The sequence below is a fragment of the Burkholderia sp. Bp8998 genome, assembly GCF_003854235.1.
GTDB lineage: Bacteria > Pseudomonadota > Gammaproteobacteria > Burkholderiales > Burkholderiaceae > Burkholderia.
Window position 1 is genome coordinate 124661 of sequence record NZ_QTQF01000010.1, and the last position, 26247, is coordinate 150907.

Sequence of the window (26247 nt, forward strand, 5' to 3'; positions counted from 1 at the left end):
CGCGTCGAGCGTCCGAAACGCCCCGTGCGGCCGTGTGCCGCCCGGGGCGTTTTTCATGCGCCGCTCATTCGGCGGCCGGCGCGCGGAACAGCCAGCGGCGCGCGGCCGGGCGGGGCGCCGGGCTGCGGCGGCGGAATTCGACCGTGATCCCGCGCCGAGGTGCTTCGGCGACGAATGCGTCGAGCAGTTCGAGCACATCGTGATCGATGTAGTCGGCGCGCGTCGCGTCGATGATCACGGCCGCACGATCCGGAATGTGCCGCAGGTGATGCTTGACCTGCACCTTGCCGAGGAACGACACGTCCTTGCGGAACGACAGCAGGAAGTGATCGTCGTGCTGCGCGAGCGTGACGGGGCTCTTCAGGTTCGCCACCGCGACCGCCAGCACGCTGCAGGCGAGGCCGAGCGCGATGCCGAACAGCAGGTCGACCGCCAGTACGCCCGCGATCGTCGCGGCGAACGGCACGAACGCGGCCGGGCCCTGCTTCAGCACCGAGCGGAACAGCGCCGGTTTCGCGAGCTTCAAGCCGGTGTGGATCAGGATCGCCGCGAGGCTCGCGAGCGGGATCAGGTTGATCAGCCCCGTGAGCGCGAACACACTGGCAAGCAGCAGGATCCCGTGCACGATCGCCGACATCCGGCTTTGCGCACCAGCGTTCACGTTGACCGAACTGCGCACGATCACCGAGGTGATCGGCAGCCCGCCGACCGCCCCCGCGACGAGATTGCCGACGCCTTGCGCCTTCAGTTCCCGGTCCGGCTGGGTCGGCCGGCGTTTCGGATCGATCTGTTCGACTGCTTCCAGGCTCAGCAGCGTTTCGAGGCTCGCAACGACTGCGAGCGTGATCGCGACGCGCCACACGTCGGGATTCGCCAGCTGCGTGAAGTTCGGGCCGAACTCGGCGTGCTTCAGCGATGCCACGAGTGCCGCGAACGATTCGAGCTCCGGCAGCGCGACACGATGTGCGGCGCCCGGCGCGACTGACGGCGCAATGACGCCGAGCACCAGTGTTGCGCCGATGCCGAACACGACGACCGCGAGCGGCGCGGGCACCGAGCGCACCCAGGCGAGGCGCTTGAATGCCGGCGTGTCCCAGGCGACCAGCAGCACGAGCGAGGCGAGCGCGATGGCCGTCGCAGCCCAGGCGGTCGGCAGGCCCGGCCATGACGCAAACGATTGCGCGGCCGGCCCGCCGATGCCGAATGCGAACGGAATCTGCTTCACGATCAGCAACAGGCCGATCGCGGCGAGCATGCCCTTGATGACGGGCGATGGCACGTAGGCGGCGAAGCGGCCGGCGCGCAGCATGCCGAAGCCGAACTGCAGCACGCCCGACAGCAGCACCGCGAGCAGGAACGCGGAAAAGCTGCCGAGTTGCGCGATCCCTTCGACGACGATCACGACGAGGCCGGCCGCCGGCCCGCTGACCGACAGCGACGAGCCGCTCAGTAGCGCGACGATGATGCCGCCGACGATGCCGGACACGAGTCCGGCGAACGGCTCGACGCCGGACGCATTGGCGATGCCGAGACAGAGCGGCAGGGCGACGAGGAAAACGACGATGCCGGCGACGATATCGCGCGGCAGGGTGGACAGATGCGGGTTCAATTTCATGATCGGGGCGACTTCATTGGCGTAGGGGGAGGTGCGGGTTAGCCGAGTGCAGCTGCCGTCGCGGCATGCTCCGGTTCGGCTTCGGCGGGCGGTGCCGTATAGCCGGAGTCGAGCTCCTTCAGCCGGCCATCGGCGAGCGAAAAGATCCAGCCGTGCACGAGCGGCGGCCGCTGCCGCCCGTGCACGATCGGCGACGCGCGCAGCAGCCGCACCTGTTCGAGCACGTTCAGCTCGGCCAGGCGATCGGCGGCGGCCGCGTCGTCGAGTCCGTCGAGCGCGTCGCGATGGCGCCGCGCGAGCGTGCAGAGCGGCGCGATGCGACGCGCGACGTGCGGCAGGTCGGCCGGCGGCGGCAGCAGCGATGCGCGCACGCCGCCGCACCCGTAATGACCGCATACGATCACGTGATCGACTTCGAGTACGCGCACCGCGTACTCGAGCACGCTCGCGGAGTTGTCGTCATCGGGATGGAACAGGTTCGCGATGTTGCGATGGACGAACAGTTCGCCGGGCACGCTGTGCGTGATGGTTTCGGCCGGCACCCTGCTGTCGGCGCAGCCGATCCACAGCACGCGCGGATTCTGGCCGCGTGCGAGCGCGTCGAAAAAGCCGGGCGTGCGTTCGCGCGTTTCGCGGGCCCAGGCGATGTTGGCGACCAGCATGCTCTTGGGGCGATTCATGAGGACTCCTTTTTGATAAAGGCAAACAAATGACGGATGAAGTGGAGCGATATGATTCTTTCTAAATTGAAAGGTTCAATTTTGACTGATATTAGGGGTATGCCCTAATGTCCGGTGCCATTGATACAAATTGTTTCAAGTGGATCTGATGAAGTGCATCAAATGCACCAATACAACGCATGACATGTATTGCGAATACTGGTTCTCGCCGGCCACCGCACGGCAAGGGCTCCGCGCAACGACGTTCCGGGCGGTAACGATCGGAAAGTATTGCCGCGTCGAATCGGAAATTAGTCGAATATAACGGAAAAAATGAAATGGCCATTCACGCAATGATTCGAGAATGGCCATTGTGAAAATTGCGCGGAAATGTGTAATTGATCCGGTCAGAACAGGTTGCGGCGGTCGGGATCGTGCAGCGGGTCGGGCGTTTTCTGCGTCGTGCGCAGGATGCCCTGCGGATCGAAATAGAAGCTGTACATCATGTACCAGACGTTGTCCTCGAGATACCGGTAGGTCCACACCTCGCGCTTCATCAGCGGGAAGTAGGAGGTCTCGACCGGACGACCGAAGTTGACGAGCACGTCGGTCTTGGTCCACTTGCCGATGTCCGCGCGATAGAACTCGCTCGGCTGCAGCACCTGGCGCACGTTGACGATCCGGTGGGCCGCGTCGACGTCGGCCGCGATGGTGATTTCACCCATCGGCTGGGTCGGCCACATCAGGCGCTTGCCGCCACCGGGCAGGTCGTAGATCTCGCGCGGCGGGCCCATGCGTGCGACGATCGCCGACTCGTCCTGGCCGGCCTGGTATTGCTGCCACGGTTGTGCGCAGCCGGCGAGCAGCGCCGCCGCGCAGGCGACCAGCACCGGCAGGCGCACGGGAATGCGAATGCGCATGGGATTCTCCAGAATGCTCCAACGATTCAGTTGTATCACGGACGGCATGCGCCGGCGCATCGCGTCCGCAAAAATCGGTGCGGATCACCGGCAATGTGCCGTCGAGGGGTCGTTCGCGCGGCGCTTGCGGCCGGCGCCGCCTGCGGCCTATGATCCGCGCTTCTCGGACAGATTGAAGGGCAGGGAGCCGATGCAGCTGTGGAAACGGTGCGCGCTCGCATTGAGCGCGGGGTGGATGCTGGCGTCGTCCGCGTTCGCGGCAGGCGAGCCGGTGCGGATCGCGCTGATCGAAGGGATGTCGGGTCCGTTCGCGAACGCGGGCGCGGCGGTCGAGCGCAACCTGCGCTTCGGCGTCGAACAGGTCAACGCGGCGGGCGGCGTGAAGCTGCGCGACGGCGCGCATCCGCTCGAACTCGTCGTGCTCGACAGCAAGGGTAGCCCGGAGGAGGCTCTCGTGCAGTTGCGCGCGGCGGCGGACCGGCACATCGGTTTCGTCGCGCAGGGCAACAGCTCGGCGGTCGCGGCCGCGCTCGTCGCGGCGCTCGACAAGCTGAACGCACGCAATCCGGACGGCCGGATGCTGTTCCTCAACTATTCGGCTGACGATCCGGCGCTGACAGGCGCACGCTGCAGCTTCTGGCATTTCCGCTTCGACGCGCACGCCGGTATGCGGATGGCCGCGCTGGCGGACGTGATGGCGCGCGACCGCGCGCTGCGCAAGGTCTATCTGCTGAACCAGGACTACAGCTTCGGTCGCGACGTCAGCGCGCTGGCGCGGCAGGCGCTGGCCGAACGGCGCCCCGACGTGACGATCGCCGGCGACGAATTCCACCCGATCGGCCGCATCAAGGATTTCTCGCCCTATATCGCGAAGATCCGGGCGAGTGGCGCGGACGCCGTCGTGAGCGGCAACTGGGGCAACGACCTGACGCTCCTCGTCAAGGCGGCGCGCGAGCAGGGGCTGAACGCGAAGTTCTATACGTTCTACGGCAACAGTCTCGGCGCGCCGGCCGCGCTCGGCGACGCGGGCGTCGGGCGGGTGGTGGCCGTCGCGGACTGGCATCCGAACGCGGGCGGCGCGAAATCGGACGCATTCTATCGTGCGTTCCGGACCCGTTTCCCCGCTGCCCGGGACGACTACCCGGTGCGACGCATCAGCCTGATGACCGAGATGCTCGCGGCGGCGATGAATCGGGCCGGCTCGGCCGACCCCGTCGCGGTGGCGCGCGCGCTGGAGGGGCTGTCGATCGACGACGGCTTCCACGCGTCGACGATGCGTGCGCAGGATCATCAGCTGATCCAGCCCCTTTATGTGATGGAGATGGACAAGGCCGGCACGCCGGGCGTGCGCTTCGACAACGAGGGCTCGGGCTACGGTTTTCGGACCGTCCTCGCGGTGCCGGCGCAGCGCACGCAGATGCCGTCGACCTGCTCGATGACGCGCCCGTGACAGGAGGCGGTAGGAACGGCGTCCAGTTGTGCTACAATGCCCGCCGGTTGTAAGTCACGGCACGGCCATTCTTCCGTGTCCGCCTGTTCAGTTAGCAAGTAGGAAAGAAAGGAAATCACATGTCTGTTGCAGATATCAAGAAGTCGGAAGTCGTTGCTCAGTTCGCCCGCGGTACCAACGACACGGGTTCGCCCGAAGTTCAGGTCGCACTGCTGACCGCACGTATCGTCGAACTGACGGGTCACTTCAAGACCCACGCGAAGGATCACCACAGCCGCCGCGGCCTGCTGCGCATGGTGAGCCGCCGCCGCAAACTGCTCGACTACCTCAAGGGCAAGGATGCCGACCGTTACCGCGCGCTGATCGAGAAGCTGGGTCTGCGTAAGTAATCGAGGCGATTGCCGCCAGCAAGATGCCTGTGTCAGTCCGCTGATGCAGGCATTTTGTTTTTGCGCGGTGCGTAGCGTCACGCGCACCGCAGGTTGTCCGGCACGTGGGTGCCGGGCTGCCGGAACGGCTGATACCGGGGTCGGGATTTGTGTCATTCCAGCGCGCCGCTCGACGCGCGCCGCGCTGGAATGGCATAAAAAACACACCTTGCTCCGGGTGATTCGGTCGGGACGCCGCCGCGCGGGATGGCCCGGGCGGCGAATGAAATGAATGAATTCAAAGGAGCAACCATGTCCATGTTCAACAAGGTCGTGAAGGAATTCCAGTGGGGTCAGCACAAGGTGCGCCTCGAAACCGGTGAAGTTGCCCGCCAGGCGAGCGGTGCCGTGATCGTCGACGTGGAAGATACCGTCGTGCTGGCAACCGTCGTTGGCGCGAAGTCGGCGAAGCCGGGTCAGGATTTCTTCCCGCTGACCGTCGACTATCTCGAAAAGACCTACTCGGCCGGCAAGATCCCGGGCGGCTTCTTCCGTCGCGAAGGGCGTCCGTCGGAACACGAGACGCTGACGTCGCGCCTGATCGACCGTCCGCTGCGCCCGCTGTTCCCGGAAGGCTTCTACAACGAAGTGCAGGTCGTGATCCACGTGCTGTCCGTGAACCCGGAAATCCCGGCGGACATCCCCGCGCTGATCGGCGCATCGGCCGCGCTCGCCGTGTCGGGCCTGCCGTTCAACGGTCCGGTCGGTGCCGCACGTGTGGCCTACATCGACAACGCGTACGTGCTGAACCCGACGCGTGACCAGATCAAGGCGTCGAGCCTCGACCTCGTCGTCGCCGGTACGGAGCGCGCCGTGCTGATGGTCGAATCGGAAGCCGACCAGCTGTCGGAAGACGTGATGCTGGGCGCCGTGGTGTTCGGCCACGAGCAAATGCAGGTCGCGATCGACGCGATCCACGAACTGGTGCGCGAAGGCGGCAAGCCCGAGTGGGACTGGCAGCCGGCACCGAAGAACGAAGCGCTGATCGCACGCGTGACCGAGCTGGCACAGAACGACCTGCTCGCTGCTTACCAGCTCCGCGACAAGCAGGCGCGCTCGACGAAGCTGAAGGAAGTCTACGCAGCAACCTCGGCGAAGCTCGAGGAAGATGCGCTGGCGGCCGGTACGGTCGCAGCCGACAAGGCAACGGTCGGCAACGTGCTGTTCGACATCGAAGCCAAGATCGTCCGTTCGCAGATCCTGAACGGCGAGCCGCGCATCGACGGCCGCGACACGCGCACCGTGCGCCCGATCGAGATCCGCACCGGCGTGCTGCCGCGTACCCACGGCTCGGCGCTGTTCACGCGTGGCGAAACGCAGGCGCTCGTCGTCGCGACGCTCGGCACGAAGGGTGACGAGCAGATCATCGACGCGCTCGAAGGCGAGTACCGCGAGCGCTTCATGCTCCACTACAACATGCCCCCGTTCGCGACCGGCGAAACGGGCCGCGTCGGCTCGCCGAAGCGCCGCGAAATCGGCCACGGCCGCCTCGCGAAGCGTGCACTGGTCAAGTGCCTGCCGAGCGCCGACGAATTCGGCTACTCGATCCGCGTCGTGTCGGAAATCACCGAATCGAACGGTTCGTCGTCGATGGCATCGGTGTGCGGCGGCTGCCTCGCGCTGATGGACGCCGGCGTGCCGATGAAGGCGCACGTCGCGGGTATCGCGATGGGCCTGATCCTCGAAGGCAACAAGTTCGCGGTGCTGACCGACATCCTCGGCGACGAAGATCACCTCGGCGACATGGACTTCAAGGTGGCCGGCACGGAGCAAGGCGTGACGGCACTGCAGATGGACATCAAGATCCAGGGCATCACGAAGGAAATCATGCAGGTCGCGCTCGCGCAGGCGAAGGAAGGCCGCATGCACATCCTCGGCAAGATGACGTCGGCGGTTTCGGGTGCGAACACGCAACTGTCGGAATTCGCGCCGCGCATGATCACGATCAAGATCAACCCGGAAAAGATCCGCGACGTGATCGGCAAGGGTGGTTCGGTGATCCGCGCGCTGACGGAAGAAACCGGCACGACCATCGATATCTCGGACGACGGCGTCGTGACGATCGCGAGCACGAACAGCGAAGGCATGGCCGAAGCGAAGAAGCGCATCGAGCAAATCACGGCCGAGATCGAAGTTGGTCAGGTGTATGAAGGCACGGTGCTCAAGCTGCTCGATTTCGGCGCGATCGTGAACCTGCTGCCGGGCAAGGACGGCCTGCTGCACATCTCGGAAATCGTCAACGAGCGCGTGAAGGACATCAACGACTACCTGAAGGAAGGCCAGCAGGTGAAGGTCAAGGTGATCCAGACGGACGAAAAGGGTCGTGTGCGTCTGTCGGCGAAGGCGCTGCTGAACGAAGCAGCGGCAGCATCGCAGTCGGATACGCCGCCGCAGCAGTAAGCGGACAGGCGTGAGAACGGCCGGCAGTGCGAAAGCGCGCCGGCCGTTTTTTCTGTAGCATCGTTGTGCGGCGCAGCAGCGCCGGCGAGGCGCCCGTGCCGCGCACGGGTGCGCTACCCGATTCCGATCCTGGAGCGACCACCATGAAAGCCATCGAAATCACCGAATTCGGCGCCCCCGACGTGCTGAAGCTCGCCGAGCGTTCGCGCCCCGAACCGAAGCGCGGCGAAGTGCTGATCAAGGTGGCGGCTTCCGGCGTGAACCGGCCCGACGTATTCCAGCGCAAGGGCGCGTATGCGCCGCCGCCGGGGGCGTCGGATCTGCCGGGCCTCGAGGTCGCGGGCGAGATCGTCGGCGGCGACCTGTCGGATGCGGCGCTGAATCCGTTCGGCCTGAAGCTGGGCGATCGCGTCTGCGCGCTGCTCGCGGGCGGTGGCTACGCCGAGTACGCGGTCGCGCCGCTGCCGCAATGCCTGCCGGTGCCCGACGGGCTGACCGACATCGAGGCCGCATCGCTGCCTGAAACGTTCTTCACGGTGTGGAGCAACGTGTTCGACCGAGCGCTGCTCGGTGCGGGCGAGGGCGGCGAGCAGGAAACGCTGCTTGTGCAGGGCGGCTCGAGCGGAATCGGCGTGACGGCGATCCAGATCGCGCACGCGCTCGGCTTTCGCGTGTTCGCGACGGCCGGGAACGCCGACAAATGCCGCGCATGCGAGGCGCTCGGCGCCGAGCGTGCGATCAACTACAAGACCGAGGACTTCGTCGAGGTCGTCAAGTCGCTGACGCACGATCGCGGCGTCGACGTGATCCTCGACATGGTCGCGGGCTCGTACGTGCCGCGCGAACTGTCTGCGCTCGCGGACGGCGGCCGCCTCGTGCTGATCGCGCTGCTCGGCGGCGCGAAGGCGGAGGTCAACCTGAGCGAGATCCTGCGCCGCCGGCTGACGGTGACGGGCTCGACGCTGCGTCCGCGTCCGGTCGAGTTCAAGGCGCGCATTGCCGCACAGCTGAAGGCGCGCGTCTGGCCACTGCTCGCGGACGGCCGCATCAAGCCCGTGATCTATCGCGTGCTGCCGGCCGGCGAGGCCGCGCAGGCGCATGCGTTGATGGAAAGCGGCGAACACATCGGCAAGATCGTCCTCGATTGGGGTACGACCGCCTGACGGTCCGTGCGGCCGGACTTGACATGTGCGGTTTGACCGGTTCAAGCCGCGCGCAGTAAAATCGTGGGTTTGCTTCGCCAGATCCAACCTGACGGCCGGTTTCCGGTGCGTTAATGACAAGATAGTGACGAGACAGACACGATGTCGAAACAACGAACAAAGCGAGTGATCGGCAACTGGAAGATGCACGGCCGGCTGGCCGGCAACCAGGCATTGCTGAGCGAAGTGGTGCAGGGCGCGGGTGCGGTGGCGGTTGGGACGTCGATTGGCGTGTGCGTGCCGTTCCCGTATCTCGCGCAGGTTCAGGCGCAACTCGCCGGCGGCCGTGTCGCGTTCGGCGCGCAGGACGTGTCCGCGCACGAGCAGGGCGCGTTCACCGGTGAAGTGGCGGCCGCGATGGTGGCGGAGTTCGGCGCGCAGTATGCGATCGTCGGTCACTCGGAGCGTCGCGCGTATCACGGCGAGCGCAACGAAACCGTCGCAGCGAAGACGCAGCGCGCGCTCGCGGCAGGCCTCACGCCGGTCGTGTGCGTCGGTGAAACGCTCGACGAGCGCGAAGCGGGCGCGACCGAGCAGGTTGTCGGTGCGCAGCTCGACGCCGTGCTCGCCGTGCTGACGGCTGAAGAAGCGGCACGCATCGTCGTCGCGTACGAGCCGGTCTGGGCGATCGGCACGGGCAAGAGCGCAACGTCGGCGCAGGCGCAGGACGTGCACGCATTCCTGCGTGCGCGTCTCGCGGCGAAGGGTGCGGCGGACGTATCGGTGCTGTACGGCGGCAGCGTGAAGCCGGACAACGCGGAAGAGCTGTTCGCGCAGGCGGACATCGACGGCGGCCTGATCGGCGGCGCGTCGCTGAAGGCGGAAGATTTCCTGGCGATCTGCCGGGCTGCACGTTGAGCGGTCCGGGATCGAATTGAACCATGATGGCGGCCGGTCGGTCCGGTCGCCTGATCCAATCGGGTGGGTGTGATGCTGTTATTCAAGACGTTGATTATTGTCGTGCAGGTGCTGTCCGCACTTGGTGTGATCGGGCTCGTGCTGCTGCAGCACGGCAAGGGTGCCGACATGGGCGCCGCATTCGGCAGCGGCGCCTCGGGCAGCCTGTTCGGAGCGACGGGCTCCGCGAACTTCCTGTCGCGCACGACGGGCATTCTCGCGACGATCTTCTTCGTCGCGACGCTCGCGCTGACGTACCTCGGTTCGTACAAGTCGACGCCATCGGCAGGCGTGCTCGGCGCGGCACCGACCGCACCGGCATCGGCGCCTGCCGCGTCGGCGCCGGCCGTCGCGGCGTCCGCTGCGGCGGGTTCGGCTGCGAGCGCGCCGGGCCAGGACGTCCCGAAATAAAAAGTTCAAATTTTTGCGTTTGTGCGTTGAACAAATCTGGAACTCGGGTTAGAATTTAAATCTTGAAGCGATTCGCGGGAAACAAGTAGTACAACCCGAGTTGCATGCAGTGCCGACGTGGTGAAATTGGTAGACACGCTATCTTGAGGGGGTAGTGGCGAAAGCTGTGCGAGTTCGAGTCTCGCCGTCGGCACCAAAGTTACTCAATGCCAGCCGCTTCTAGTGGCTGGCATTTTTCATTTGTGGGGTGTGCCTTGCGATTGTCTTGTGATCGCATGCACTCCGAAATGATTCCTTCCGCCGGAAGTGGTATTCTCCGGACGCTCAGAACCAACCGATAGAGGATTGCCTTGAACCTCGCAGCCTATTACCCCGTCTTGTTGTTCCTCCTCGTGGGCACTGGTTTAGGTATAGCGCTGGTCAGCATCGGCAAGCTCCTTGGTCCCAACAAGCCGGACGTCGAGAAGAACGCACCGTACGAGTGCGGCTTCGAAGCCTTTGAAGACGCCCGGATGAAATTCGACGTCCGGTACTACCTCGTCGCCATCCTGTTCATCATCTTCGATCTCGAAACCGCATTCCTGTTTCCGTGGGGCGTCGCGCTCCGGGATATCGGCTGGCCGGGTTTCATCGCAATGATGATTTTTCTGCTCGAATTCCTGCTGGGCTTTGCCTATATCTGGAAGAAAGGCGGCCTCGACTGGGAGTGATGGGTTAATCGCCGGTTTGCATGGGCGGCCACGCTGGGCCGCTCGTCTGGAGTGGAAAGCAAATGAGTATCGAAGGGGTCTTGAAGGAAGGGTTTGTCACCACGACGGCTGACAAGCTGATCAACTGGACGCGTACCGGCTCGCTGTGGCCGATGACGTTCGGGCTCGCGTGTTGCGCCGTCGAGATGATGCATGCGGGCGCGGCCCGTTATGACCTGGACCGGTTCGGGGTCGTGTTCCGTCCGAGCCCGCGTCAGTCGGACGTGATGATCGTCGCCGGCACGCTGTGCAACAAGATGGCGCCCGCGCTGCGCCGCGTGTACGACCAGATGGCCGAGCCGCGCTGGGTGATCTCGATGGGGTCGTGCGCGAACGGCGGCGGCTACTACCACTACTCGTACTCGGTGGTCCGCGGTTGCGACCGGATCGTGCCGGTCGACGTCTACGTGCCGGGCTGTCCGCCCACGGCGGAGGCGCTGGTCTACGGCGTGATCCAGCTTCAGGCGAAGATCCGCCGCACCAACACCATCGCCCGTCAATAAAGTCCCGAGCGTCCCCTCAATATGGCAAGCAAAATCGAGACCCTCAAGGCAAACCTCGAAGCCGCGCTCGGCGCGCGCGTGGTGAGCCTCACCGAAGCGATCGGTGAACTGACGCTCGTCGTGAAGGCGAGCGATTACCTCGAAGTCGCAAAGACGCTGCGCGACGATCCGAAGCTCCGTTTCGAGCAGCTGATCGACCTGTGCGGCGTCGACTACCAGACCTACGGCGACGGCGCCTACGACGGCCCGCGTTTTGCGGCCGTGTCGCAATTGCTGTCGGTCACGAACAACTGGCGCCTGCGTCTGCGCGTGTTCGCGCCGGACGACGATCTGCCGATCGTGGCATCGCTCGTCGACATCTGGACCTCCGCAAACTGGTACGAGCGCGAAGCATTTGACCTGTACGGCCTCGTGTTCGAGGGTCACCCCGACCTGCGCCGCATCCTCACCGACTACGGCTTCATCGGCCACCCGTTCCGCAAGGACTTCCCGGTGTCGGGCTATGTCGAAATGCGTTACGACCCGGAAGAGAAGCGGGTCGTCTACCAGCCGGTGACGATCGAGCCGCGCGAAATCACGCCGCGCGTGATCCGCGAGGATCGCTATGGCGGTCTGAAACATTAAGGGGGCGTCATGGCAGAAATCAAGAACTACACCCTCAACTTCGGCCCGCAGCACCCGGCAGCGCACGGCGTGCTGCGCCTGGTGCTCGAGCTCGACGGCGAAGTCATCCAGCGCGCCGATCCGCACATCGGCCTGCTGCACCGCGCGACTGAAAAGCTCGCGGAAAGCAAGACCTTCATCCAGTCCGTGCCGTACATGGACCGTCTCGACTACGTGTCGATGATGGTCAACGAGCACGGCTACGTACTCGCGATCGAGCGTCTGCTCGGCATCGACGTGCCGGAGCGCGCGCAGTACATCCGCGTGCTGTTCGACGAGATCACGCGCGTACTGAACCACCTGATGTGGATCGGCGCGCACGCGCTCGACGTCGGCGCGATGGCCGTGTTCCTGTACGCGTTCCGCGAGCGCGAAGACCTGATGGACGTGTACGAAGCGGTGTCCGGTGCCCGGATGCACGCGGCGTACTATCGTCCGGGCGGCGTCTATCGCGACTTGCCTGACGCAATGCCGCAATACAAGGCGTCGAAGATTCGTAACGAGAAGGCGCTCGCGAAGATGAACGAAGCGCGCAGCGGCTCGGTGCTCGACTTCATCGACGACTTCTTCACGCGCTTCCCGAAGTGCGTCGACGAATATGAAACGCTGCTGACCGACAACCGGATCTGGAAACAGCGTCTGGTCGGGATCGGTGTCGTCAGCCCGGAACGTGCGCTGCAGATGGGCCTGACGGGCCCGATGCTGCGCGGCTCGGGCATCGCGTGGGACCTGCGCAAGAAGCAGCCGTACGAAGTGTACGACCGCATGGATTTCGACGTGCCGGTCGGCGTGAACGGCGATTGCTACGACCGCTATCTGGTGCGCGTCGAGGAAATGCGCCAGTCGGTCCGTATCGCGAAACAGTGTATTGAGTGGCTCCGCAAGAATCCGGGCCCGGTGATGACCGACAATCACAAGGTTGCGCCGCCGTCGCGCGTCGGCATGAAGACCAACATGGAAGACTTGATTCACCACTTCAAGCTCTTCACCGAAGGTTTTCACGTGCCGGAAGGCGAAGCGTACGCGGCAGTCGAGCATCCGAAGGGCGAATTCGGCATCTACCTCGTGTCGGATGGTGCCAACAAGCCGTATCGCCTCAAGATCCGCGCACCGGGCTTCGCGCACCTCGCGTCGCTCGACGAAATGGCGCGCGGTCACATGATTGCCGACGCCGTCACGATTATCGGTACGCAGGACATCGTGTTCGGCGAAATCGATCGCTAATGGTTGCGCCGCCCGCGCGAGCGGGCGGCGAGCAGTCAGTCACACGCGAAGTCACATGCGGTATGCGCTGAACCGGCGCGGCTTCGCAAGCTGTCAACAGTGAGCGCCAGGTCTGCCGTCCATGCACAGCAGTGCGGCAGGTTGTTCGTTCGGTAGGAATTGAAAGAGTCGTGTCTGAAAATGATCTCAGCTGAAGGCCTGAAGGAAATCGATCGAGCGTTGACGAAGTATCCCGCCGATCAGAAACAGTCCGCCGTGATGTCGGCGTTGGCCGTCGCTCAGGAAGAGCACGGCTGGCTGTCGCCCGAACTGATGCAGTTCGTCGCGGACTATCTCGGCATGCCGGCCGTCGCCGTGCAGGAAGTCGCGACGTTCTACACGATGTACGAGCTCAAACCGGTCGGCAAGCACAAGATCACGCTCTGCACGAACCTGCCGTGCCAGCTTGGCCCGCACGGCGGCGCGGAAGCGACTGCCGACTACCTGAAACAGAAGCTGGGCATCGGCTTCGGCGAGACCACGCCCGACGGCAAGTTCACGCTGAAGGAAGGCGAATGCATGGGCTCGTGCGGCGATGCGCCGGTGCTGCTGGTGAACAATCACAGAATGTGCAGCTTCATGAGCCGCGAGAAGATCGACCAGCTGCTTGAGGAGCTCTCGAAATGACGTCCCTCCACGACCGTCACATCAAACCGCTGATCCTCGCTGGTCTGAACGGCGAGAACTGGCATCTCGAAGACTACGTTGCGCGCGGCGGCTACAAGCAGCTGCGCCGCATTCTCGAAGAAAAGATTCCGCCGGAGCAGGTGATCGCCGACGTGAAGGCATCGGGCTTGCGTGGCCGTGGCGGTGCGGGCTTCCCGACCGGCCTGAAATGGAGCTTCATGCCGCGCCAGTTCCCGGGGCAGAAGTACCTCGTCTGCAACTCGGACGAAGGCGAGCCGGGCACGTTCAAGGATCGCGACATCCTGCGCTGGAACCCGCATGCGCTGATCGAGGGCATGGCCATCGGCGCGTACGCGATGGGCATCACCGTCGGCTACAACTACATCCACGGCGAAATCTTCGAAGTGTATCGACGCTTCGAGGCCGCGCTCGATGAAGCGCGCGCCGCGGGTTTCCTCGGCGACAACATCATGGGCTCGGAATTCTCGTTCCAGCTGCACGCGCACCACGGTTACGGCGCGTACATCTGCGGCGAGGAAACGGCGCTGCTCGAGTCGCTCGAGGGCAAGAAGGGCCAGCCGCGCTTCAAGCCGCCGTTCCCGGCGAGCTTCGGCGTGTACGGCAAGCCGACCACGATCAACAACACCGAGACGTTCGCCGCGGTGCCGTTCCTGCTGTCCATCGGACCGCAGAATTACCTCGAGATCGGCAAGCCGAACAACGGCGGCACGAAGATCTTCTCGGTGTCGGGCGACGTCGAGCGTCCGGGCAACTATGAAGTGCCGCTCGGCACGCCGTTCGCGACGCTGATGGAACTCGCCGGCGGGATGCGCGGCGGTCGCAAGATCAAGGCAGTGATCCCGGGCGGTTCGTCGGCACCGGTGATCCCGGGCGACATCATGATGCAGACCGATCTCGATTACGACTCGATCGCGAAGGCGGGCTCGATGCTCGGCTCCGGCGCGGTGATCGTGATGGACGAGACGCGTTGCATGGTGCGTTCGCTGCTGCGCCTGTCGTACTTCTACTACGAGGAATCGTGCGGTCAGTGCACGCCGTGCCGCGAAGGCACCGGCTGGCTGTATCGCGTCGTGAATCGTATCGAGCACGGCGAAGGGCGCCAGGAAGATCTGGACCTGCTGAACTCGGTTGCCGAGAACATCATGGGCCGCACGATCTGCGCACTCGGCGATGCGGCGGCGATGCCGGTGCGCGGGATGCTCAAGCATTACTGGGACGAATTCGCGTACCACGTCGAGCACAAGCACTGCATGGTCGGCGGCCACGCACACGCGGCGGCAGCCTGAAGCGAAGCACCGGTTGCGGAATTTGAGCGCACGGTCGGGCGAAGGCGCGAACGGGCGGAAATAGGTTAAGGACCATTCACCATCATGGTTGAACTTGAAATAGACGGCAAGAAGGTCGAGGTGCCCGAAGGCAGCATGGTGATCCAGGCTGCGCACAAGGCGGATACGTACATTCCTCACTTCTGCTATCACAAGAAACTGTCGGTTGCGGCCAACTGCCGGATGTGTCTCGTCGAAGTCGAGAAGATGCCGAAGGCCGTGCCTGCCTGCGCGACGCCCGTGTCGGCCGGCATGATCGTGCGCACGCAGTCCGACAAGGCCGTGAAGGCGCAGCAGTCGGTGATGGAATTCCTCCTCATCAACCACCCGCTCGACTGCCCGATCTGCGATCAGGGCGGCGAATGCCAGCTGCAGGATCTGGCGGTCGGCTACGGCAAGTCGTCGTCGCGCTACTCGGAAGAAAAGCGCGTGGTGTTCCACAAGAACGTGGGCCCGCTGATCTCGATGGAAGAGATGTCGCGCTGCATCCACTGCACGCGTTGCGTCCGCTTCGGCCAGGAAATCGCCGGCGTGATGGAGCTCGGCATGCTGGGCCGTGGCGAGCACTCGGAAATCACGACGTTCGTCGGCAAGACGGTCGACTCCGAACTGTCGGGCAACATGATCGACCTGTGCCCGGTCGGCGCGCTGACCAGCAAGCCGTTCCGCTACAGCGCCCGTACGTGGGAACTGTCGCGCCGCAAGTCGGTGAGCCCGCACGATTCCGTCGGCGCTAACCTCGTCGTGCAGGTGAAGAACAACCGCGTGATGCGCGTGCTGCCGTTCGAGAACGAAGCGATCAACGAGTGCTGGATCTCGGACAAGGATCGTTTCTCGTACGAAGGCCTGAACAGCGAAGAGCGCCTGACGAAGCCGATGCTGAAGCAGGGCGGCCAGTGGATCGAAACCGACTGGCAGACCGCGCTCGAATACGTCGCGAAGGGCCTGAAGGGCATCGCCGCGGATCACGGCGCGAACGCGCTGGCGATGCTCGCGAGCGCGCACAGCACCGCTGAAGAGCTGTTCCTCGTGAAGCAGCTCGCCAGCGAACTGAAGACGCCGAACGTCGACTTCCGTCTGCGTCAGCAGGATTTCTCGGCGCCGGTCCAGGGCGCACCGTGGCTCGGCATGCCGATCGCCGACCTGTCGAACGTGGATGCCGCGTTCGTCGTCGGTTCGTTCCTGCGCCGCGACCACCCGCTGTTTGCCGCACGCCTGCGTCAGGCCGCGAAGAACGGCGCGAAGCTGCACTTCCTGCACGCGACCGCCGACGACTCGCTGATCCCGACCGCGAAGCGCATCGTCGCCGCGCCGTCGGCATGGCTCGACGAGCTGGCCGGCGTTGCCGCAGCCGTCGCGCAACTGCGTGGCGTCGCGCTGCCGGACACGCTCGCGGGCGTCACGGCATCGCCGGCTGCGCAAGCGGTCGCCCAGTCGCTCGCGAACGGCGAGCGCCGCGCGGTGCTGCTCGGCAACGCAGCTGTCCGTCACCCGCAATTCGCGAAGCTGCACGCCGTCGCACAGTGGATCGCCGACAACACCGGCGCCACGTTCGGCTTCCTGACGGAAGCGGCGAATACGGTCGGCGCGCACGTCGTCGGCGCACTGCCGGGCGAAGGCGGCCTGAACGCACGTGAAGCGTTCGCGCAGCCGCGCAAGGGCTACGTGCTGCTGAACGTCGAACCGGAATTCGACACGGCTGATCCGGCGCAGGCGCTTGCCGCGCTGAACCAGGCCGAAATGGTCGTCGTGATGTCGCCGTTCAAGCACGGCCTCGATTACGCCGACGTGCTGCTGCCGATCGCGCCGTTCACGGAAACGGCCGGTACGTACGTGAACGCGGAAGGGTCGGTGCAGAGCTTCAACGGCGTCGTGCGTCCGCTCGGCGACACGCGTCCGGCGTGGAAGGTGCTGCGCGTGCTCGGCAGCCTGCTCGGCCTGCCGAACTTCGAATACGAAACGGCGGAAGAAGTGCGTCTCGCGGCGCTCGGCGACGCAGGCGTCGCGAACCGTCTGTCGAACCAGGCGTCGGTCGCACCGGCTCGCGTCGCGGCAACTGCCGCGAACGGCGGCTTCGAGCGCCTCGCCGATGTGCCGATCTATCATGCCGACGCACTCGTGCGCCGCGCAGGTGCGCTGCACCTGACGGCCGCCGCGAAGGTGGCGAACGCCGCGGCCCTGCCGGCCGCGCTGTTCGACAAGCTGGGCTTGAAGGAAGGCGACGCGGTTCGCGTGCGCCAGGGCGAGCGTGCGGTGCAGTTGCCGGCCGTGCGCGACGCGAATCTTGCGGAGACGGTCGTTCGCGTGTCGGCGGCAACGCCTGCCGGCGCAGCGCTCGGCAGCCTGTCCGGTGAACTGGTGGTGGAGAAGGCGTAAATGAGCTTGTTCGATACGATCAACGCGGGCGGGGCCGAGCTTCTCGGCTTCGCGTGGCCGACGGTGTGGGCAGTCGTGCGCATCCTCGTCGTCTCCGTCGTCATCCTGCTGTGCGTCGCGTACCTGATTCTGTGGGAGCGCAAGCTGATCGGCTGGATGCACGTGCGTCTCGGCCCGAACCGCGTCGGCCCCGGCGGCCTGCTGCAGCCGATCGCCGACGTGCTGAAGCTGCTGCTGAAGGAAGTCATTCAGCCGAGCGCCGCCAGCCGCTGGCTGTACCTGATTGCGCCGGTCATGACCGTCGTGCCGGCGTTCGCCGTGTGGGCGGTGATCCCGTTCCAGGCCGAAGCCGTGCTCGCGAACGTGAACGCGGGCCTGCTGTACGCGATGGCGATCTCGTCGATCGGCGTGTACGCGGTGATTCTCGCCGGCTGGGCGTCGAACTCGAAGTACGCGTTCCTCGGTGCGATGCGTGCCGCGGCGCAGATGGTCTCGTACGAAATCTCGATGGGCTTCGCGCTGGTGCTCGTGCTGATGACGGCCGGCAGCCTGAACCTGTCGGAAATCGTCGGCTCGCAGCAGCACGGCTTCTTCGCCGGCCACGGCGTGAACTTCCTGTCGTGGAACTGGCTGCCGCTCCTGCCGGCGTTCGTCGTCTACTTCGTGTCCGGCATCGCCGAAACGAACCGTCACCCGTTCGACGTGGTGGAAGGGGAGTCGGAAATCGTCGCGGGTCACATGATCGATTACTCGGGTATGGCGTTCGCGCTGTTCTTCCTGGCCGAGTACATCAACATGATCGTGATCTCGGCGTTGGCTGCGACGCTGTTCCTCGGCGGCTGGGACGCACCGTTCGAATTCCTGTCGTTCATTCCGGGCATCTTCTGGCTGGTGCTGAAGGTATTCGCGCTGCTGTCGGTGTTCATCTGGGTGCGCGCGACGTTCCCGCGCTACCGTTACGACCAGATCATGCGTCTGGGCTGGAAGGTGTTCCTGCCCGTCACGGTGATCTGGGTGGTCGTGGTCGGCTTCTGGATGATGTCGCCGCTCAACATCTGGGTGAAGTAAAGATCGGACGAAATCATGACGGCAATCCAACACTTCTTTAAGACCTTCTTCCTGACGGAGCTGCTGAAGGGGCTCGCGCTGACCGGTCGTTACACGTTCCGGCGCAAGTTCACCGTGCAGTTTCCGGAAGAGAAGACCCCGATCTCGCCGCGCTTCCGCGGGCTGCATGCGCTGCGCCGCTACGAAAACGGCGAAGAGCGCTGCATCGCGTGCAAGCTCTGCGAGGCCGTGTGCCCCGCCATGGCGATCACGATCGAATCGGAAACGCGCGCGGACAACACGCGCCGCACGACGCGCTACGACATCGACCTGACGAAGTGCATCTTCTGCGGTTTCTGCGAAGAAAGCTGCCCGGTCGATTCAATCGTCGAGACGCAGATTCTCGAGTACCACGGCGAAAAGCGCGGCGACCTGTATTTCACGAAGGAAATGCTGCTCGCGGTGGGCGATCGCTACGAGAAGGACATCGCTGCGGCGAAGGCTGCCGACGCGCCGTATCGTTGATTGTGTTTGCAGTGCCGGCCCGGCATGAACGGGCCGAGCCGCCGCGACGGGTGCGGCACGCGAGAGCGTCCCGCAAGCCGCGCCTGACTATGGCCTAACGATGAACCGGTAATCATGGAATTCACGACCGTACTGTTCTACATCTTCGCGCTGCTCCTGGTGGTATCAGGGCTGAAGGTGATCACTTCGCGCAACCCGGTGGCGTCTGCGCTTTTCCTTGTGCTGGCGTTCTTCAACGCCGCCGCGATCTGGATGCTGCTGGAAGCGGAGTTCCTCGCGATCCTGCTGGTGCTGGTGTACGTGGGCGCCGTGATGGTGCTGTTCCTGTTCGTCGTGATGATGCTGGACATCAACATCGATTACCTGCGCCGCGACTTCAAGCGCTTCGTGCCGATGGCAACGGTCGTCGGCGCGATCATCGTGGTCGAGACCGCGCTGATCCTGTGGCGCGGCTATGGCGACACGCACACGGTCCACGCCATGGCGACGGGCGCGATGGCCGACTGGTCGAACACGCGACTGATCGGCAAGGTGATCTACACCGACTACATCTTCGCGTTTGAAATCGCCGGCCTGGTGCTGCTGGTCGCGATCATCGCCGCGATCGGGCTGACCGAGCGCAAGGGCAAGGACAGCAAGCGCCAGCGCGTGTCGGATCAGGTCAAGGTGCGTCGCGACGACCGCGTGCGCCTCGTGAAGATGGAAGCGGAAAAGCCGCAGCCGGAAACGGCGCAGAGCGAAGCCGGTACGAGCACCAACGGCTAAGCGGAGGAAAAGAAAATCATGCTGACTCTTGCTCATTACCTCGTGCTCGGCGCGATCCTCTTTGCGATCGCGATCGTCGGGATCTTCCTGAACCGCCGCAACATCATCATCATCCTGATGGCGATCGAACTGATGCTGCTGGCGGTGAACACCAACTTCGTCGCGTTTTCGCACTACCTCGGCGACGTGCACGGCCAGATCTTCGTGTTCTTCGTGCTGACCGTCGCCGCAGCGGAAGCCGCGATCGGTCTCGCGATTCTGGTGACCCTGTTCCGCAAGCTCGACACGATCAATGTCGAGGATCTCGATCAGCTCAAAGGTTAATTTCAGGCAACGCTGTTATGTCAACGACACTCAATGAAAACCTGCTGCTGGCGATTCCGCTCGCTCCGCTGGCCGGCTCGCTGATTGCGGGGCTGTTCGGGAACGCAGTCGGGCGCAAGGGCGCACACCGGATCACGATCCTCGGCGTATTGATCGCGTTCCTCCTGTCGGCGAAAGTCTTCCTCGACGTGATGGGCGGCGCGAGCTTCAACGCGACCGTCTATGAATGGATGAACGTCGGCTCGCTGAAACTCGAAGTCGGCTTCCTCGTCGATTCGCTGACTGCGATGATGATGGTCGTCGTGACCTTCGTCTCGCTGATGGTGCACGTGTACACGATCGGCTACATGTCGGAAGAAGACGGCTACCAGCGCTTCTTCTCGTACATCTCGCTGTTCACGTTCTCGATGCTGATGCTCGTGATGAGCAACAACTTCCTGCAGCTGTTCTTCGGCTGGGAAGCGGTGGGTCTGGTGTCGTACCTGCTGATCGGCTTCTACTTCACGCGTGAGAGCGCGATCTACGCGAACATGAAGGCGTTCCTCGTGAACCGCGTGGGCGACTTCGGCTTCCTGCTGGGCATCGGCCTGCTGCTCGCGTTCGCGGGTTCGATGAACTACGGCGAAGTGTTCGCGAAGCGTGCCGAGCTCGCAAGCCTGCACTTCCCGGGCACCGACTGGGGCCTGCTGACCGTCGCCTGTATCTGCCTGTTCATCGGCGCGATGGGCAAGTCGGCGCAGTTCCCGCTGCACGTGTGGCTGCCCGACTCGATGGAAGGCCCGACCCCGATCTCCGCGCTGATTCACGCGGCGACGATGGTGACGGCCGGCATCTTTATGGTGTCGCGCATGTCGCCGCTGTTCGAACTGTCGGATACCGCGCTGTCGTTCATCACGGTGATCGGCGCGATCACGGCGCTGTTCATGGGCTTCCTCGGCATCATCCAGAACGACATCAAGCGCGTGGTCGCGTATTCGACGCTGTCGCAGCTCGGCTACATGACGGTCGCGCTCGGCGTGTCCGCGTACCCGGTCGCGTTGTTCCACCTGATGACGCACGCGTTCTTCAAGGCGCTGCTGTTCCTCGGCGCGGGCTCGGTGATCATCGGCATGCACCACGACCAGGACATCCGCAACATGGGCGGCCTGCGCAAGTACATGCCGATCACGTGGATCACGTCGCTGATCGGCTCGCTCGCGCTGATCGGCACGCCGTTCTTCTCGGGCTTCTACTCGAAGGATTCGATCATCGAGGCCGTGAAGGAATCGCATCTCGCGGGTTCGGGCTTCGCATACTTCGCAGTGGTTGCGAGCGTGTTCGTGACGGCGCTGTACTCGTTCCGCATGTACTTCCTCGTGTTCCACGGCGAAGAGCGCTTCCGTCACCCGAAGCATCCTGAATCGCCGATGGGCATGGCGGCCGCGCACGGTCACGACGATCACGGCCACGGCCATGGTCACGACGACCACGCGCACGAACCGCACGAGACCCCGTGGGTCGTGTGGCTGCCGCTCGTGTTGCTCGCCATTCCGTCGGTCATCGTCGGTGCGATCGCGATCGGCCCGATGCTGTACGGCAGCTTCTTCGAACACGGCGTGGCATTCGACAAGGTGATCTTCATCGGCGAAAACCACCCGGGCCTCGAAGAGCTGGGCAAGGAATTCCATGGCTGGGCCGCGATGGCGCTGCACTCGCTGACGACGCTGCCGCTGTGGCTCGCGATCGCCGGTGTTGTCGTCGCATGGTTCCTGTACCTGAAGCGTCCGGAACTGCCGGCGTCGATCCGCCGCGCGTTCGGCCCGATCTACACGCTGCTGGACAACAAGTACTACATGGACAAGATCAACGAAGTGGTGTTCGCCCGTGGTTCGGTGGCGATCGGCCGCGGCCTGTGGAAGGAAGGTGACGTCGTCGTGATCGACGGCCTCGTCAACGGCAGCGCCCGGTTCATCGGCTGGTTCGCCAGCGTGATCCGCTTCCTCCAATCCGGTTACATCTATCACTACGCGTTCGCCATGATCATCGGCATGCTGGGGCTCCTGACCCTGTTTGTAACGCTCGGCGGCAAATAAGGCGGGGGGACAACTAATGCACGCTTTTCCGATTCTCAGTACCGCGATCTGGTTGCCGATCGTTTTCGGCCTCCTCGTGCTCGCGGTGGGTAACGACAAAAATCCGGGAACGGCCCGCTGGGTCGCGCTAATCGGTTCGCTGCTCGGTCTCGCGGTCACGATCCCGCTGATCACGGGCTTCGACTCGAGCACGGCTGCGCTGCAGTTCGTCGAGAATTCGACCTGGATCGAACGCTTCCACATCGCGTATCACCTCGGCGTCGACGGCATCTCGATGTGGTTCGTCGTGCTGACCGCGCTGATCACGGTGATCGTCGTGATCAGCGCGTGGGAAGTGATCACCGAGAACGTCGCACAGTACTTCGCGGCCTTCCTGATCCTGTCCGGGATCATGATCGGCGTGTTCTCGGCGGCCGACGGCCTGCTGTTCTACGTGTTCTTCGAGGCGACCCTGATCCCGATGTACATCATCATCGGCGTGTGGGGCGGCCCGAACCGCGTGTATGCGGCGTTCAAGTTCTTCCTGTACACGCTGGCCGGCTCGCTGCTGATGCTGGTCGCGCTGATCTACCTGTACACGCAGACGCATTCGTTCGACCTCGCGACGTGGCAGAACGCCAAGATCGCGATGACGCCGCAGATCCTGCTGTTCATTGCATTCTTCCTCGCATTCGCGGTGAAGGTGCCGATGTGGCCGGTGCACACCTGGCTGCCGGATGCGCACGTGGAAGCGCCGACGGGCGGCTCGGTCGTGCTGGCCGCGATCATGCTGAAGCTCGGCGCGTACGGTTTCCTGCGCTTCTCGCTGCCGATCACGCCTGACGCAAGCCACTTCCTGGCACCGGTCGTGATCACGCTGTCGCTGATCGCGGTGATCTACATCGGTCTCGTCGCGATGGTGCAGTCCGACATGAAGAAGCTGGTCGCGTATTCGTCCATCGCGCACATGGGCTTCGTGACACTCGGCTTCTTCATCTTCAACCAGCTCGGCGTCGAAGGCGCGATCATCCAGATGATCTCGCACGGCTTCGTGTCGGGCGCGATGTTCCTGTGCATCGGCGTGCTGTACGATCGCGTGCACTCGCGCCAGATTGCCGATTACGGTGGCGTCGTGAACGTGATGCCGAAGTTCGCGGCATTCGCGATGCTGTTCTCGATGGCCAACTGCGGCCTGCCGGGTACCTCGGGTTTCGTCGGCGAATTCATGGTGATTCTCGCAGCCGTCCAGTACAACTTCTGGATCGCATTCGGCGCGGCATTCACGCTGATCCTCGGCGCGGCCTACACGCTGTGGATGTACAAGCGCGTGTACTTCGGCGCGGTGGCGAACGATCACGTTGCCAAGCTGAAGGACATCGGCCGTCGCGAATTCGTGATGCTGGCGGTGCTCGCCGCGTTCACGATGCTGATGGGCCTTTATCCGAAGCCTTTCACCGACGTGATGCACGTTTCCGTGGAAAACCTCCTCTCCCATGTCGCGCAGTCGAAGCTGCCGCTGGCCCAGTAATCGCGAGCGGAGGAAATCAAGATCATGAACGCTCCTATGAATGTCCTGTTGCCTGACGCGCTGGTGATGGTCGCCATCGTCGTCGCATGGCTGAACGACACCTTTACCGGTGCAGCCGGCCGCCGCCTGACCTATCTGATCGCGGTGGTTTCGTCGGTCGTCGCCGGTGTATGGTTCGCCGTGCAGGCGCTGGATCCGCAGCAGTACTACTTCTTCTCGCGGATGGTCGTCGTCGACTCGTTCGCGAGCATGATGAAGGCCGTCGTATCGATCGGCTTCGCGGTCTCGCTCGTCTATTCGCGCAAGTACCTCGAAGACCGCGACATGTTCCGCGGCGACGTGTTCCTGCTGGGCATGTTCTCGCTGCTCGGTCAGTTGGTGATGGTGTCGGGCAACAACTTCCTGACGCTGTACCTCGGCCTCGAACTGATGTCGCTGTCGCTGTACGCGGTCATCGCGCTGCGCCGCGATGCCCCGCAGTCGAGTGAAGCCGCAATGAAGTACTACGTGCTGGGCGCGCTCGCGTCGGGCTTCGTGCTGTACGGCATCTCGATGCTCTACGGCGCGACCGGCTCGCTCGAGCTGGGCGAGGTGTACAAGGCGGTCGGCGGCAACACCGATGCAGCCGTGCTGATGTTTGGCGTGGTCTTCATCGTCGCCGGTATCGCGTTCAAGCTCGGCGCCGTGCCGTTCCACATGTGGGTGCCGGACGTCTACCAGGGCGCACCGACCGCGATGACGCTGTTCGTCGGCGGCGGCCCGAAGGTTGCCGCGTTCGCGTGGGGTCTGCGCTTCCTGGTGATGGGCCTGCTGCCGCTCGCGCAGAACTGGCAGACCGCGCTCGTGATCCTCGCCGCGCTGTCGCTGATCGTCGGCAACATCACCGGTATCGTCCAGCGCAACATCAAGCGGATGCTTGCGTACTCTGCGATCTCGAACATGGGCTTCGTGCTGCTGGGCCTGCTCGCCGGCATCGTGAAGGGCGACGCGAACGCACCGGCGAACGCGTACAGCTCGGCGATGTTCTACGCGATCGTCTACCTGATCACGACGCTCGGCTCGTTCGGCGTGGTGATGCTGCTCGCACGCCGCGATTTCGAAGCGGAAACGATCGACGACTTCAAGGGCCTCAACAAGCGCAGCCCGGTGTTCGCGTTCGTGATGATGGTCATGATGTTCTCGCTGGCCGGTATCCCGCCGACCGTCGGCTTCTATGCGAAGCTCGCGGTGCTCGAGGCGACCGTCAACGCGGGTCTCACGTGGCTGGCCGTGCTGGCCGTGATCACGTCGCTGTTCGGCGCGTTCTACTACCTGCGCATCGTCAAGCTGATGTACTTCGATGCACCGCAGGATACGGCTCCGGTCACCGGCGATTTCTGCAAGCGCACGATCCTCGTGCTGAACGGCCTCGCGGTCGTCGTGCTCGGGCTGATCCCGAGCCCGCTGCTGACGGCCTGCCTGCAGGCGATCCGTCACACGCTGCCGCTGTAATGTCGGCAGCCGGCTGGTTCATCGTGCTGTTGGCGCTCGTATGCGCCAACCTGCCGTTCCTGAACCAACGTGTCTTCGCCGTCGTGCCGATCGGCGCGACGAAGAAGAACGCGTGGGTTCGGATCGGCGAGCTGATCGTGCTGTATTTCGTCGTCGGCGCGCTCGGCTTCTGGCTCGAGTCGCGCGCCGGCAACCGCTTCGAACAGGGCTGGCAGTTTTACGCGATCACGTTCAGTCTCTTTGTCGTGTTCGCGTTTCCCGGCTTCACGTTCCAGTATCTCGTCAAACGACGCTGACGGCTCCGGCCGTCGCGTGCTCATTCCTCCGGAGCCCGCCGATGGCCGAACTACCCAATCACGACGCCGCACTGACCGAAACCTGCCTCGAGAGCGAGGCGGTTTTCGACGGCTCGTTCCTCAAGCTGAAGCGCGATACCGTCCGCCTGCCGGACGGCAAGCAGGCCACGCGCGAATACGTCCAGCACCCGGGCGCGGTGATGGTGATCCCGCTGTTCGACGACGGCCGCGTGCTGATGGAAAGCCAGTATCGCTATCCGATCGGCAAGGTCATGGCCGAATTCCCGGCCGGCAAGCTCGACCCGAACGAAGGCGCGCTCGCCTGCGCGGTGCGCGAACTGCGCGAGGAAACCGGCTACACGGCACGCGAATACGTGTTCCTGGCCCGGATTCACCCGATCATTTCCTATTCGACCGAATTCATCGACCTGTATCTCGCGCGCGGGCTGACGGCCGGCGAGCGCAAGCTCGACGAAGGCGAATTCCTCGAAACCTTCACGGCGACGCTGCCCGACCTGCAGGAGTGGGTGCGCACGGGCCAGATCACCGACGTGAAGACGATCATCGGCACGATGTGGCTCGACAAGGTGCTGTCCGGAACCTGGCCGCTCGGCCCGGTCGAGACGCCCTGACGACGCGTCAGCGGCGGGTGGGGCGCCGCGTTACAATCGGGTGACGCGGCGGCTGTCCGGTCGCGCGATCCTGATTTAG

The 26247-nt window shown here is 64.2% G+C and carries 25 protein-coding genes and 1 tRNA gene; 23 read left to right on the top strand and 3 right to left on the bottom strand.

Going from position 1 to position 26247, the window contains the following annotated elements:
* Window positions 1–64: 64 nt before the first annotated feature.
* The 3 genes from DIE06_RS13175 to DIE06_RS13185 all read right to left on the bottom strand — a co-directional run bounded on the left by DIE06_RS13175 (window position 65) and on the right by DIE06_RS13185 (window position 3194).
* Window positions 65–1615: a SulP family inorganic anion transporter gene (locus tag DIE06_RS13175; protein WP_124661800.1), complete on the bottom strand. Its 1551-nt coding sequence runs from the start codon at window positions 1613–1615 to the stop codon at window positions 65–67.
* Between the two features lie 38 nt (window positions 1616–1653).
* Window positions 1654–2295: a carbonic anhydrase gene (locus DIE06_RS13180; protein WP_124661801.1), complete on the bottom strand. Its 642-nt coding sequence runs from the start codon at window positions 2293–2295 to the stop codon at window positions 1654–1656.
* Window positions 2296–2681: 386 nt separating this feature from the next.
* Entirely contained in the window at window positions 2682–3194 is a 513-nt protein-coding gene (locus DIE06_RS13185) for a hypothetical protein (protein WP_124661802.1), read from the bottom strand.
* Window positions 3195–3384: 190 nt separating this feature from the next.
* On the opposite strand from DIE06_RS13185, the gene DIE06_RS13190 reads away from it, so the two are divergent.
* The 23 genes from DIE06_RS13190 to DIE06_RS13305 all read left to right on the top strand — a co-directional run bounded on the left by DIE06_RS13190 (window position 3385) and on the right by DIE06_RS13305 (window position 26168).
* Window positions 3385–4644, top strand: a complete 1260-nt coding sequence (locus tag DIE06_RS13190) for a branched-chain amino acid ABC transporter substrate-binding protein (protein WP_124661803.1) — start codon at window positions 3385–3387, stop codon at window positions 4642–4644.
* 119 nt (window positions 4645–4763) lie between these two features.
* Complete coding sequence (rpsO, locus tag DIE06_RS13195) at window positions 4764–5033, top strand: 30S ribosomal protein S15 (protein ID WP_006398792.1); 270 nt, start codon at window positions 4764–4766, stop codon at window positions 5031–5033.
* 291 nt (window positions 5034–5324) lie between these two features.
* Window positions 5325–7472: a polyribonucleotide nucleotidyltransferase gene (pnp, locus tag DIE06_RS13205; protein WP_124661804.1), complete on the top strand. Its 2148-nt coding sequence runs from the start codon at window positions 5325–5327 to the stop codon at window positions 7470–7472.
* Between the two features lie 143 nt (window positions 7473–7615).
* Window positions 7616–8635 carry an NAD(P)H-quinone oxidoreductase gene (locus DIE06_RS13210; RefSeq protein WP_124661805.1) on the top strand — a complete coding sequence of 340 codons (1020 nt, stop codon included), beginning with the start codon at window positions 7616–7618 and terminating at the stop codon, window positions 8633–8635.
* 141 nt (window positions 8636–8776) lie between these two features.
* Window positions 8777–9532, top strand: a complete 756-nt coding sequence (gene tpiA / locus DIE06_RS13215; RefSeq protein WP_124661806.1) for a triose-phosphate isomerase — start codon at window positions 8777–8779, stop codon at window positions 9530–9532.
* Between the two features lie 72 nt (window positions 9533–9604).
* Window positions 9605–9982: a preprotein translocase subunit SecG gene (gene secG, locus DIE06_RS13220; RefSeq protein ID WP_124661807.1), complete on the top strand. Its 378-nt coding sequence runs from the start codon at window positions 9605–9607 to the stop codon at window positions 9980–9982.
* A 111-nt stretch (window positions 9983–10093) separates the two neighbouring features.
* A tRNA-Leu gene (locus tag DIE06_RS13225) sits at window positions 10094–10178 on the top strand.
* Window positions 10179–10332: 154 nt separating this feature from the next.
* On the top strand, window positions 10333–10692 hold the full coding sequence (locus DIE06_RS13230; RefSeq protein WP_006398798.1) for an NADH-quinone oxidoreductase subunit A: 360 nt from the start codon (window positions 10333–10335) through the stop codon (window positions 10690–10692).
* Between the two features lie 62 nt (window positions 10693–10754).
* Window positions 10755–11234, top strand: a complete 480-nt coding sequence (locus DIE06_RS13235) for an NADH-quinone oxidoreductase subunit B family protein (RefSeq protein ID WP_006398799.1) — start codon at window positions 10755–10757, stop codon at window positions 11232–11234.
* Between the two features lie 21 nt (window positions 11235–11255).
* Window positions 11256–11858: an NADH-quinone oxidoreductase subunit C gene (locus tag DIE06_RS13240; RefSeq protein WP_124498165.1), complete on the top strand. Its 603-nt coding sequence runs from the start codon at window positions 11256–11258 to the stop codon at window positions 11856–11858.
* Window positions 11859–11867: 9 nt separating this feature from the next.
* Complete coding sequence (locus DIE06_RS13245; protein ID WP_044844663.1) at window positions 11868–13121, top strand: NADH-quinone oxidoreductase subunit D; 1254 nt, start codon at window positions 11868–11870, stop codon at window positions 13119–13121.
* Between the two features lie 180 nt (window positions 13122–13301).
* Window positions 13302–13787 (top strand): NADH-quinone oxidoreductase subunit NuoE, encoded by a 486-nt coding sequence (gene nuoE, locus DIE06_RS13250; protein ID WP_006478266.1) that lies wholly within the window; start codon window positions 13302–13304, stop codon window positions 13785–13787.
* On the top strand, window positions 13784–15094 hold the full coding sequence (gene nuoF / locus DIE06_RS13255; RefSeq protein ID WP_006756904.1) for an NADH-quinone oxidoreductase subunit NuoF: 1311 nt from the start codon (window positions 13784–13786) through the stop codon (window positions 15092–15094). Before nuoE ends, nuoF begins: the two co-directional genes overlap by 4 nt.
* Window positions 15095–15178: 84 nt before the next feature.
* Window positions 15179–17509 (top strand): NADH-quinone oxidoreductase subunit NuoG, encoded by a 2331-nt coding sequence (nuoG, locus tag DIE06_RS13260; protein ID WP_124612539.1) that lies wholly within the window; start codon window positions 15179–15181, stop codon window positions 17507–17509.
* Window positions 17510–18577, top strand: a complete 1068-nt coding sequence (gene nuoH / locus DIE06_RS13265) for an NADH-quinone oxidoreductase subunit NuoH (RefSeq protein ID WP_124661808.1) — start codon at window positions 17510–17512, stop codon at window positions 18575–18577.
* 15 nt (window positions 18578–18592) lie between these two features.
* Window positions 18593–19081, top strand: coding sequence for an NADH-quinone oxidoreductase subunit NuoI (nuoI, locus tag DIE06_RS13270; RefSeq protein ID WP_011885529.1), 489 nt, complete (start codon window positions 18593–18595; stop codon window positions 19079–19081).
* Between the two features lie 114 nt (window positions 19082–19195).
* Window positions 19196–19846, top strand: a complete 651-nt coding sequence (locus DIE06_RS13275; protein ID WP_059600433.1) for an NADH-quinone oxidoreductase subunit J — start codon at window positions 19196–19198, stop codon at window positions 19844–19846.
* A gap of 18 nt (window positions 19847–19864) precedes the next feature.
* Complete coding sequence (nuoK, locus tag DIE06_RS13280) at window positions 19865–20170, top strand: NADH-quinone oxidoreductase subunit NuoK (RefSeq protein WP_004185739.1); 306 nt, start codon at window positions 19865–19867, stop codon at window positions 20168–20170.
* Window positions 20171–20187: 17 nt separating this feature from the next.
* The gene (gene nuoL, locus DIE06_RS13285; RefSeq protein WP_124661809.1) at window positions 20188–22242 is read left to right on the top strand and encodes an NADH-quinone oxidoreductase subunit L; all 2055 of its coding nucleotides are present in this window, start codon (window positions 20188–20190) and stop codon (window positions 22240–22242) included.
* 16 nt (window positions 22243–22258) lie between these two features.
* On the top strand, window positions 22259–23749 hold the full coding sequence (locus tag DIE06_RS13290) for an NADH-quinone oxidoreductase subunit M (protein WP_124661810.1): 1491 nt from the start codon (window positions 22259–22261) through the stop codon (window positions 23747–23749).
* A 36-nt stretch (window positions 23750–23785) separates the two neighbouring features.
* Complete coding sequence (nuoN, locus tag DIE06_RS13295) at window positions 23786–25240, top strand: NADH-quinone oxidoreductase subunit NuoN (protein ID WP_185733401.1); 1455 nt, start codon at window positions 23786–23788, stop codon at window positions 25238–25240.
* A complete protein-coding gene (locus tag DIE06_RS13300; RefSeq protein WP_124661812.1) occupies window positions 25240–25536 on the top strand; it encodes a DUF2818 family protein in 297 nt (98 codons plus the stop codon). Before nuoN ends, DIE06_RS13300 begins: the two co-directional genes overlap by 1 nt.
* Window positions 25537–25577: 41 nt before the next feature.
* Window positions 25578–26168: an NUDIX domain-containing protein gene (locus DIE06_RS13305; protein ID WP_124661813.1), complete on the top strand. Its 591-nt coding sequence runs from the start codon at window positions 25578–25580 to the stop codon at window positions 26166–26168.
* Window positions 26169–26247 lie beyond the last annotated feature (79 nt).